We start from the raw sequence: 10863 nt of genomic DNA on the forward strand, positions 1-10863 counted from the left end.
GTCCCGAGGGGGACGCCTCGCGTCCCCCTCTCGTCCGGGCAAAGCCCGGCCGATTCACCCCCTGGAGGGAAGCTCGCTTCGCGATCTTCCGTGCCTCGAAGGGCGCCTTGCTAGTTGGCCCCCCCCTCGGCGGGGTCCTTCTGGGGCTTCTTGAAGTAGCGGATCCGCTTCTGCTGGAGCGGGTACCACGTGCTCATGGGCACGATGGGCGTGTCTTCCAGGATGCGGCGGCCGCCGGGAGCGTCGGCGCGGGTGAGGCGCACCGCCGTCGGGCCCTGCGGCGGGTGGACGGCGGCGCCGGCGAGATCCGTGTCCCCGCCGAGCGCCAGCGCGAGCGGCTTTCCGAGGAGCAGCCGCGTGCTGCACCCCGCGTTCTTCAGGAGCGTGTCGAGCGCCTTCGCGTCGGCCGCCGAAGCGCCTTCCGGCGTCACGAGCTCGACGTAGAGGAGCATGCCGTCCTTGTCGTTCACGCCGACGGCAGCGGCCGCGACCGCGGCGTTCGGCGAGCCCGTCGCGAGGCGAATCGCGCCTTCGACAGGCGGCTCCGCGCCGATCGCGAACGCGCCGGCCGAGGCCCACAGCGACGCCGCGCCTGCGTCGGCCGCGCCCGCGTCGAGCACCGCGACGGTCTTGCCGGCGCTCTGCCCTGTCGTCTTACCAGCCATCACCGTGCGTGGATCGATCTTCACGACGCGCGCCTTGCGATCGGGCCTGGCCGCGTCGATGCGCAGCTCCGTCGTCGCGAGCGCGTACGGAAAACCATGCTGCGGCAAGCCCTTGACGCGCCACTGTCCTTCGCCGTCGACGGGCGGCTGCGCGACGGGCGCGAGGCCCGCGCCGGGCAACACGTTGCGCAGCGTCATGTAGAAGAAGTCGCGCGCCTCGCGCTTGATGTAGCGCGGGAAGTTCATGAGGCCCATGCCGCGGATGAAGCGCCTGCCGCGGAACTTCCATCCGTCGATGCCGGAGACCGTGCCTTCCGACTCCCAGTCGTACTGCAAGGGCCTGCCGAGCGGATCCATCTCGCCTTCGGGCGCGACCTTGTAGAACTCGAGCCCGCTGTGGCCCGCGTTCATGTCGAGCGCGATGCCGTACGAGCAGCGCGTCTGGATCATCGCCTGCGCGAGCCCCTCGGGGCCGAGGTCCGCGCCGTAGAAGTACGCGACGAACTTCTCCTTCGTCAGGCAGATGCCCGTGCGCACCGTGTGCGTCTTGTCCGCCCAGCCAGGCGGCGTGCCGCCCCACCACGTGCGGTTGTACGGGTTGAACTTCTCGTCGAGCACCATGACCGTCATGTTCTGCCGGTACGACAGCACGTTCGGCGGGATGCTCTGATCCTCGGGCCAGCTCCCGAACGCGGTCGATCCATCCCGCAGCACGGCGACGGTCGCGCCGTACGGCTTCGGCGGCAGATAGACGACGCCGTCGGCCATCATGCCGAACTCGCCATGCAGCGCCTGGAAGCCTGCGTTCGAAGCAGCGACGACGCGCTCGAGCACCGCGGGATCTCGCGGGATGAGGCCGGGCCCGGCCTCGCCCGTCGCGCCCTTCGGCTCGACCGTGCCGGCCATCATGTGGAGCTCCACCTGACGCGGATCCCAGACGACGATGAACACGCGCGTCGTCTTGCGCGAGCGATCGGGGCGCATGTACGTCGTGACGAACGCGGGCGGCAGGCCCTCGATCCTTCGAATGAACGGATCCTTGTCCTGCGCGTTCCACTGCCCCTCGCCGGGCAGCGCGGGCGTGATCCAAGGTTCGAGCGGCACGGGCGGCCAGCCGATCTCGGGGTCGGTCGGCATCGTGCGCGTGGGCGCTTCGAGCGTGGTTTGTCCGAGGTCCTCGGCGATCGCATCGGCCGCGGCCTGCTCGCCGCCCATGCTCTCCTTCTGCCGCATGACGACCTCGAGGCCCGCGAACGCGACGGCCTTGATCGTCTGCATCGCCTCGTCGCCGATGACGTCACGCACGCGATCGACCGACCACGTGACGACGTTGCCAGGCCGCGCGATCTCCCCACTCTCGTGCGAGAGCCACGCAGGCAACGTCGCGGGCCCGTCGAGCGGCACGCGCGCCTCGCGACCTCCATCGCGCACGACGAGCCCCGCTTCTTCGAGCGCGCATCGCACGTCACGCGCGGGCGCCTCGCCTTCCTTCGCCTCGGCCTCTTGCTCTTGCGCGGCGCCTTCGCCTTCGCTCTCGCCGAGCGTGAACGTGCGCTTGCCGATGCCGCCGAGCTGCCCCGTCTCCTGCGCGTTCGTGAGCGCGTTCTGCAGCCGCTCGACGCGCGTCCAGCCCTCGGTCGCGAGGGCTTGTCCCGAGAGGTCGAAGACGTGCACGGTGGGATGGCTGCCGGCGATGAGCGGGCTCGACACGTAGGCCAGGCGCTCGCCGCGAACCGCAGGCCGCGACTCGTCCGCGCCGCTCGTCTCGGTGAGGTTGTACGCGCCGCCGACGTCGAGGAGCACGCCTTCGGGCGAGAGCTCGGCGTGCACGAGGAAGAGATCGTTCGGCTCGCCTTGCGCAGGCGCAGCGCGCACGACAGCGCGGCTCTTCGCGCCGAGCGCGCCCCAGACGCCGCGCGGGGGATCGATCCAGGCCACGTCGTCCGCCGTGAGCACGAGGCCCTGCGACGCGAGCGCGGAGGCGAGCGCGGTGGACCTGTCCTTCGCGCCGAGGTTCGGCACGCCGCGGGGGACGAGCGTCGCGAGCGCTGCAGCGCCGAGCACGGTGAGCGCGACGTGGCGGCGTCCTTGTCGGACGAGGGTGGAGAGACGGGAGGTGGCCATGCAGCGGTGGGGTTTGGGGCGTAGGTCGCTGAAGGCGAGCCGGAGCCCCAAGTGTCGACAGAACGCTCGAAGCCGATGGGACCTGCCCAACGCCGGAAAGGCGCGGAGCGGCGCGGCAATATCATCGGTGAGGCGGAAGGGCCAACGTTTCGTCGGAGGGCGGAGGCGGGAGCGGGAGCGGGAGCGGGAGCGGGAGCGGGAGCGGAAGCGGGAGCGGCTCTGGCGTTCAGCCCTCGTTCGTGGACGATTTGCCTCGTTCGGCCTTCGATGCCCGATGGGCCGCGATTCGCTGTTCTTCCAGGGTGTCGAGATAACCGAAAATCTGGGCGTCGATGTCCGCGGCGAGCGCCGGGTTGCGCTTCGCTTCACGGGCGATGGCCCTGCGAAGGTCGTTGAGGATCCCGACGGTCTCGGACCGAAGGACCTGCGCATTCTTGCGCGTCGCAGCGTTCACGTCGGCGCGTTTGCTGAGCAAGACGGAAAGGTCCTGCCCGGCCGCGACGAAGACCGCTGCCCAGTCGTAAAGCGTGCCACCGCCGGCGATCTGGAAAAGCTTCAGATCGGCCTCGAGCTTCCCGAGCTCCTCCTTGCGCGCATTCGCAGCAGCAGCCTCATCCGCGTAGCTCTCCTGAAGCGCGCCCAGCGTGGGAATGAAGGCCTCGCGGATGCGGCGTGCAGCGTCGACGATATGGGGCGGAAGGTTCTGCACGCGGAAGTAAGCCTCGGTCATGTGCCAAAGCCCCGTGCCGAAGCCGTCATGCTCGTCGTCCTTCGAGGCGAGTTCCTCGCTCATGGGCTTTCCGCCCACGAGGGCCTTCGGCAAGGCATCAATCGCGTTCCGCTGGAACACGAGGACGTCCTCCTGACCCACGCCAGCCTTGGTACTCGTAAGGGCCGCGTGTCGCTTGGTGAACAGATCGGCGAGGCCGACGCTGAGATCGGTGAGATTGAAAACGGAGAAGGGACGCATGGGCGGACGCATCGTTGATCTTACGCCAAACGCTTGGACCGCCCCCCGCATCTGGATTTTTAAGGACGGACATCAGCACCTTCTCACTGGAGCCTCCCGCCGTCTCCTTCTAAGGTACACTCTAGGTCATGCGATGGCTGGCCTCGGCTGCTCTAGCGACGGTAATCATGGCGGCGTGCAACGGCGCCGACAACAATGGGAGCTCGACGACTTCGTCGGATAGCTCCTCCGGTCCCGACGCGTCCTCCGGCCCCGACGGGTCCTGCCGGGCGCCGTGCTGAGCGGAGCGAGGCATGGCGCACCGTCATGCACCACCCGCTTGTTGTGCCGCAGGGTCTTGTCTGGGCGCCCGCAGTTGCCGAGAGCGAGCCACGCTTACCGTGGCGAAGCCCCCGGCCACTCAGAGTATGAGTGCAGCAGCGTGAGGCAAGCCGCCTCATCCCCTTTGTCACAGAGATTCCGGAAGAGTTCCTTCGCGCGTGTATCGTCTCTGGGCACACCCCGACCCTCGGCATACGCGACCCCGAGATTGAAGCAGCCCGCTGCCTCCCCACCGTCGCAGCCTTTGCGGTAGAGTCCCGCGGCGCGCGTCTCGTCCTTGGTCACACCCCGGCCTTTCTGGTACAGGCGTCCGAGGTTCACGCAGCCGGCCGCGTTCCCACGGTTGCAGGCATTGCCAAAGAGTTCCACGGCGCGCGCCGCGTCCTTGGCCGAGCCCCAGCCTTCCTCGAGCAGGAAGCTGAGGCTCACGCAGCCGGCTGCGTTCCCGCGGTTGCAGGCATTGCCAAAGAGTTCCGCGGCGCGCGCCTTATCCGTGGCTAGGCCCCGGCCGTCGGAGCCCCAGCCTCTGTCGAGCAGGTGTCCGAGGCTCACGCAGCCGTCCGCATTTCCGCGGTCGCAGGCCTTACCAAAGAGTTCCGCGGCGCGCGCATCGTCCCCGGGGAGATCTCCTCCAGACGTGTACATCACGCCCAGCGCATGGCAGTCGGCAGCGGAGCCCGCCTCGCAGCTTTTGCTCAGCCAGATGGCACCCGAATCGGCTTCCATGGCGGTCACGGGCGGAGATGCTGGGGCGCAGGCGTTGCACCAGGCCGCGAGCGCCACGAAGCACGACCAGGACACTGCAAACAGGTATCGATTGCCCTCGCGCTCCGCGGGACTGCTGCACTTCTTATAGCGGCGCACAACAAGAAACTTCCTCATATCCGGCATCACACCACAGCAGCACGGCGGACAACCTCCACGCCGCACCGCCCTCCCGAGCACGGCGCCAAGCGCGACGCCGCCCCACCGACATCGAGCGCACCGACCTCCTGGGCCCTCTCCACCGCGTCGCAAAGGCACTCGCATCTACCCCTGCGCATCGCCGCATCCCTGCGGTCTCCTCTCCTCCTCCATACTTCCAGATCCGACCACCTCCACGGTCCCAGCCAACACGCTCCACCGGCCACCTGTCAACCCAGGCGGCCGCCTCGAGCGCTCAAACATGAAAGACACCGGACCACCCCGCCCCCACTCGACCGTCACAAGGCGGGGGACGTCCGCATTCACGAGTTTCGCGCCGGGGCCCTGGGGCGGATCAGCCTCGAGCGCCCTGACGACGGGTGACGCTCCTCGCCGGCGACGGTGTGATCGCGCGAGAGATCGGTGGCCTCCGAGGGAAGAATCGGCTACCCGACACGCATCACTCCGCTCGGACGCGTCCCTACCCTGGGTCGCCCCTCGAGCACGGGATCAGAGACGAATGGCACACATCATCCTGGCTCACACGATCGCGAACGACCGCCTGGAAGAGGCGAGAGGATTTCGCCGGCGGATCGGGGCGAACCTCGGGGCGTCCGCCAGTCGCGGGCCGTTCTTGCCGACGCTCGCGGCGTTCGCCACGGACGTCGCCGGTACGCTCCTCACCGTCGACGCCGAGCCGACCGAAGGGGTCGAGTGGCTCCGGCGTTCCGCCCGCGCGAGCGCGCTCTTCTTCGGTCGCGTGGTCTTTCCCGACCGCGTCGTTCCGATGGAGATCACGGTCGACGTCATGGTGGGCGCGGTCAACCCGCCGCCTCCATGGCAGGAGGCCACCGCGCGCGCGTGGGTCGACGCCATGTGGTGCACGCTGGCGATCGCGGACGGCACCGCGCACGCGTGGCTCACGAACATCCCGGAGAGCGCCCTTCTCCAGATCGGCGTGCAGACGGCGAAGCTCGATGAATACTTCTATCCGCTCGCCGAGACCCTTCGCGCGGTCGCGACGCGCAGCGGCCATCACGAGAAGGAGCTCATTCGCACGCTCGAGGCCATGCCGAATGCCGCGCGCGCCTCGTCGCGGCTGGAGCGGATCGACGAGCCGGCCGTCCGGACGCTCTTCGCGCTCCTGGAAGGAGACCAGCGGGGCTACACGGAGTCGCTCGTGGCCTTGCTCGAGTCGCACCGCGCGTACGCGGAGGCCCTGGCGAGCGCTGGACCTCGCACCTTGCTCTCCCTACCGGCATGCGCTCTCGAGCGTCTTGCCCGTTCCCGCGGCATCGTGTCCGGCGTCGTTTCGCCGTATGCGCCGGAGCTCGTCTTCACCGCGTGAATCGGTCTGCCCTCGCGATGCGGAAATGGTCTCCTGCGATGAACCGCTCGCCAGGCACGCGGGGTCGTATGCGTCGCACGCTCGCTCTCGCTGCCGCTCCGTGGTGGCTCGCGTGTAGCTCCACGTCTGCGGAGCCCCCGCGCGATCCGGTGAAGGTTCGCGTCGAACGGCCGGCGGTCTCCGGCGTCGCGCCGCGCCCGAGCGACCTCGAGAGCACGGAGCTCCCGCCCTCTTGCGGTGAGCTCGAGCTCGAGCGCGTCGCGCTCGTCGCCTCGGGGAAAGGCGAGCGACACCCGGCGATGGTGCGCGTCGACGGCGCGCACCGCGCGTGCGGGCACGACGCCGACGCGGACCGGCGGGCCTGCGCGGCCGTGCGCCGGAGAGTCCTGGTGGACGAGGCCGCCGGCTACGGGCCCCGGCATCCGAGGGCCGTCGCCGCGAACGCGCAGCTGTCTCTCTGCGCGGCGTGGGAAAGCGCCGCTGGCCCGGACGCGCCCCCTCCTCCGCGACCGACGAGTCGAGACTGCGCGCGATGGCGTGCCGAGCAGGCCGAGCTGCGCGCGAAGGGGAAGGGCGAGCGCCACCCGGACGTGCTCGCCGTCGAGGCGAAGCTCGCCATGTGCTCGTAGCGAAGCCAGTCACTGGTTTCGCTTGATCACGTGATAGCCGAACGGCGTCTCCACGGGAGCGGATAGTGGTTCCAAACGGGTTCTCGAAGACAGGCACAATCGCCACGTCGCAAAAAGTGGACGTTACACCCGATCCAAGATCCGCTCTCCTCCGCGAAATACTACGTTAGTTCGATCAGATAACAGCATGTCGAGGCGATATGCCTCGATCCCCTGTGCCGGTGCTGGGAAGACGCTACCAGGGTGGCTCGCACCATGAACGCGAAGCCCCCCTCGTCATGGAAGACGTTCGGTGCTAGACGCTTCGCCACCATGACGTACCGAGAGCAGGATGCGGGCCGGGCGGAGGAGGAAGCGCAGGCGGCCGCAAGGGCCGCAGAGGAGACAAATCGCTTCGCCGAGGCTCTCCGGACGCCTCGACGCAGTCCGCTCTCGTACTTCAAGTCGTGGCGTGCGCAGCGATTCATCGCGACGATGCTCGGCCTCGTCGCGTTGGGCGCCGGGTACAAGGTCTTCGGATCGAATCTCGAGCGGTTGACGGAGTACGGGCTTTACATCTTTGCGGTGGGCGGCAGTGCGCTGCTCCTCTTCGTCTTCGGATTAGCCGGCGTGCGCGCTCTCCGCGAACGCCTATCGAGGCGTTGAGATCGCGACGTGTTCGGGTGATGCCGCTCTTGCCGACGCTGGCTACGGTCATGGGCACGAAAGGCGCTCACACCCGGTTGCGTTTCATCGTCGGCGGCGTGCGCGTCGACGGCTGGATCAGCAACAGCGAGAACGCCTTCGGCGGGCTCGCCTTGCCGAACACCGATCCGTCGGGCCTCGGGCTCTCCGGAACGATCGTGGTGGACGCCATCGCGACGTGCCAGCGGGACGTGCCCCTCTCGGTCGCGCGCGCCGACGGCGCGGTGCTGGCCGCCGGCACGCTCAAGCGGGGCGCGAAGCTCTCCAAGAAGAAGCCCGGCGCCCAGTGGGTCGAGATCGCCAGCGACGAACTGTACGCGCGGCCCGCTGCTGGAGGCACGTGGGTGCTGGCGCCGGCCGATGCCGAAGCGTGCCCAGAGGTGCACGGATGATCTGCCTCGACGCCGGCGGCGTGGTCGGCCTCGTGTCCTTCCAGGATGGCGTGGTCTGGACCGGCCCCGACGCAGGCTTCCCCCGGGCGGACCGACTGGGGGTCTGGAGGTTCGGCGAAGGGCTCTCGCTCGCGCCGCCTCGCGCCAGCGACGAGGACGAGGACGAGGACGAGGGCGAGGACGACCCGCCGACGACGGGCTGGGCCTTTCTGGACGGCGATGCCCGCCTCCGTCGCCAATTCCGGTGGGTCGGGGGACCGCGCGGCGACTTCTACGTCGGCTACTTGCGCAACTCGGGGGTCTTCTCCTGGGGGACGAAGGAGCGAACCCACCACGTGCCCGGCCCTGACCGGGAGCCCGGCCTGCCCGCCGCCGCCGCCGAGGCCCTCTGGTTCGAGCGCCTGCTGCGCCGCTTCGACCCGTCCGGGCCCGGTGTGCGCGCCGTCGAGACCGTGCGCTGGCACAGCGCTTCGAAGACGCCTGTGCACATCGAGGACGACGCTCCCGAGGAGGCGCAGTGGCGCGAAGCGGTCGCCACGCTCGAGCGAACGGCATCCGACTCCCTCCAGCTCTCCTGGGGACCCTCGTTCCGCCGGGTACACCTGGGCGCGCGCACGGTGAAGGTGTTCGGCGGCGATCCCCTCGCCCTCGGAGCCACCTTCGATCTGCTGACGCTGCCGGCGTGCTCGTTCTGGCTCGGCTAGAAGCACCGAGGGTTCGCCTCGACGTCTGCTGGGGAAGGCTCGGAGCGCAGCGACCGCAACAGGAATGCGAAGGCCATCCCTGCCGTCCCTCACGATTTCCAGGGAGTGCGTCTCTGGACGAAAAGGAGCGAAGCCGTGAAGGGAGCCTCGCCCGCGAGCTACGGAGGGCTCGCGCGACGTCCGCGGGAACGGGCAAGATTCAAGAACGCTGGACGGGAGTGGCAGCCCAAAGGACAGCCGGAGGAGGTCAGTGTCCACGACTTCCCCACCGATGCCGTGGGCAAGGCGATCCCCTACGGCGTCTTCGATATGTCCCGGAATGAGGCCTGGGTGAGCGTCGGGCGTGACCACGACACCCCGGCCTTCGCTGTCGCGTCGATCCGCCAGTGGTGGAGGACGATGGGCACACGTACCTACCCCAAGGCAACGGACCTGCTCGTCACGGCCGACGCCGGGGGCGCTTAGGACGAACAAACCAGGATTTCTGCCTCCTCGGCGGCCGTTACGGCGAAGACGCTGTTCGCGCTACCGATCACGCGTTCAGACCGGTCAAGCCGGGAGAACAGCCGTTAATCGAGTTCTACACGTACGCGAAGCCGGATAATATCAATCAAATGAACCGCTGGCATTATTGGAGCCGGCCCGACGGGGATCGACGGAAGGTCTTTGTCACGAGAGTCGCCCTGCCCAACGGAACGGTAATAGAGGTCCCCTAGCGGGCCGATGATGCCATCGGATGAACCGCGGGATCCCCATGCAGTGGTGCCACGGCTTCACCACGATTCTCCCCCGGCACCCGCAGGCGCACACGTGCCCCTTGGCGTTTTCCGCCTCTGCCCACGCCTCCGCCGCACCTGCGGGCGTCCTCCTCGCGGGCAACCCCACCGTTCCCTCCAGCACCAGCGCCGGCATCACCGTTTGGCGTATGCTCAACGTTGCCGAAGGCATGGGGAACCACGCCGGAAACAAGCGGCAACGCTACTCTTCCGCCCTCGGATCCGCCCGGGAGGTGCTGGCGTGCGTGCAGGTCGCCCAGGCCATGCGCTACATCGGCACGGTCGATGCGCGGGTGCTGGACCGAATGGACCACGTCATCGCCACCCTGACCCGCCTCGTCTACCGCCGCGCAGCGTAGAAACAAGCCGCCTGGCCCCTCTCCCAGGACGGGAGAGGGGTTGAGGGTGAGGGACTCTCACCCCAGGATCACGGCCCCCATTCCAACCCCCTCGCCCCATTCAGGTCGGATCGTGGGTTCTCCCGCGACGAACCCATCTCCGCATTTGGGCATTTCCTTCTCCCCCAACCTGTGAGACAAAACAAGCGACGCCAGCCGGTGTTCGCACCACCGACCAGCGTCTGACCCACAACCCCGCACAACCGGAGCCATGAGCTAATGGTCACGCTACTCGTCCATCCTCCGCCGGCAAACTTTTCGACGGCGCACGCGCTTCTCGGCCGGCTTTACCTGGAACACCGGGATTTCCTGCGACGCCTCCTGCTCAGGCAGGCCATCCCCTCTCGTGATGTGGAGGATCTCGTCCAGGAGGTCTTTCTCACGGCCTGGCGCCGGCTCGAATATCTCGTCACGCCGGAGCAGGCCCGTCCGTGGCTCCTGGTGATCGGGCTCAACCGTGCGAGCAACTATCGGAAGCTTTTGCGTCACGAGCGAGAGGTCTTCACGGGACTCGCGGAGGATTTCGCCGAGCAGGAAGACACATCGTCGCCGGAGGAGCTGCTGCACGCGACGTACGGGCTGTTCCGGCTCAAGCGATTCCTCGGGAAGATCGGCCCACGCATCCGAGCCGTGGTGGTGCCTTACCTGGAGGGCCGTTCGATCCGGGAGATCGCCGAATCACTCGGCATCAAAATGAAGACCGCCCATGCCCGCCTGCATCTCGCCCGGGAGCACTTGAAAACACTCGCGCTCGCGTGAGCGCCGCCTGCGCCTGCCTTTGCGTCCCCGCTCCCGCTCCCGCCCCCGCCCCCGCCCCCGCTCCCGCGTCTGCCTCCGCCTCCGCGCACGCTGACCTCGCATTGCGCCCCTTCCAAACCGACCTCCCCGCGCGCGGACCCCTCTCCGCGCCCCTTCCAAGCCGACCTCCGCATACGCCGACCTCGCATCG

The 10863-nt window shown here is 68.5% G+C and carries 10 protein-coding genes and 1 pseudogene; 8 read left to right on the forward strand and 3 right to left on the reverse strand.

From position 1 onward, the window contains the following. Positions 1-110: 110 nt before the first annotated feature. From QHF85_RS44680 to QHF85_RS44690, 3 genes are all read right to left on the reverse strand, one after another. Complete coding sequence (locus tag QHF85_RS44680) at positions 111-2789, reverse strand: hypothetical protein (protein ID WP_281333615.1); 2679 nt, start codon at positions 2787-2789, stop codon at positions 111-113. A gap of 226 nt (positions 2790-3015) precedes the next feature. Next, a complete protein-coding gene (locus tag QHF85_RS44685) occupies positions 3016-3810 on the reverse strand; it encodes a hypothetical protein (RefSeq protein ID WP_281333616.1) in 795 nt (264 codons plus the stop codon). A 324-nt stretch (positions 3811-4134) separates the two neighbouring features. Beyond that, positions 4135-4962, reverse strand: a complete 828-nt coding sequence (locus tag QHF85_RS44690) for a tetratricopeptide repeat protein (RefSeq protein WP_281333617.1) — start codon at positions 4960-4962, stop codon at positions 4135-4137. A 541-nt stretch (positions 4963-5503) separates the two neighbouring features. Between QHF85_RS44690 and QHF85_RS44695 the strand changes: the two genes are divergently transcribed. The 8 genes and pseudogenes from QHF85_RS44695 (at position 5504) to QHF85_RS44730 (ending at position 10673) form a co-directional block, all read left to right on the forward strand. Then, positions 5504-6331 carry an immunity 49 family protein gene (locus tag QHF85_RS44695; protein ID WP_281333618.1) on the forward strand — a complete coding sequence of 276 codons (828 nt, stop codon included), beginning with the start codon at positions 5504-5506 and terminating at the stop codon, positions 6329-6331. A gap of 149 nt (positions 6332-6480) precedes the next feature. Then, the gene (locus QHF85_RS44700) at positions 6481-6960 is read left to right on the forward strand and encodes a hypothetical protein (protein WP_272427995.1); all 480 of its coding nucleotides are present in this window, start codon (positions 6481-6483) and stop codon (positions 6958-6960) included. A gap of 255 nt (positions 6961-7215) precedes the next feature. Beyond that, positions 7216-7605: a hypothetical protein gene (locus QHF85_RS44705; RefSeq protein WP_281333619.1), complete on the forward strand. Its 390-nt coding sequence runs from the start codon at positions 7216-7218 to the stop codon at positions 7603-7605. 20 nt (positions 7606-7625) lie between these two features. Beyond that, entirely contained in the window at positions 7626-8036 is a 411-nt protein-coding gene (locus QHF85_RS44710; RefSeq protein WP_281333620.1) for a hypothetical protein, read from the forward strand. Next, on the forward strand, positions 8033-8740 hold the full coding sequence (locus tag QHF85_RS44715) for a hypothetical protein (RefSeq protein ID WP_281333621.1): 708 nt from the start codon (positions 8033-8035) through the stop codon (positions 8738-8740). Before QHF85_RS44710 ends, QHF85_RS44715 begins: the two co-directional genes overlap by 4 nt. Before the next feature lie 198 nt (positions 8741-8938). After that, positions 8939-9202: pseudogene (locus tag QHF85_RS44720) on the forward strand (ISAzo13 family transposase); the annotation flags it as partial. A gap of 274 nt (positions 9203-9476) precedes the next feature. Beyond that, on the forward strand, positions 9477-9875 hold the full coding sequence (locus tag QHF85_RS44725; protein ID WP_281333622.1) for a four helix bundle protein: 399 nt from the start codon (positions 9477-9479) through the stop codon (positions 9873-9875). 258 nt (positions 9876-10133) lie between these two features. Beyond that, complete coding sequence (locus QHF85_RS44730; RefSeq protein WP_281333623.1) at positions 10134-10673, forward strand: RNA polymerase sigma factor; 540 nt, start codon at positions 10134-10136, stop codon at positions 10671-10673. The last annotated feature ends 190 nt before the right edge of the window (positions 10674-10863 follow it).

It is taken from the genome of Polyangium sp. 6x1 (genome assembly GCF_029946515.1).
Taxonomy (GTDB): domain Bacteria; phylum Myxococcota_A; class Polyangia; order Polyangiales; family Polyangiaceae; genus Polyangium.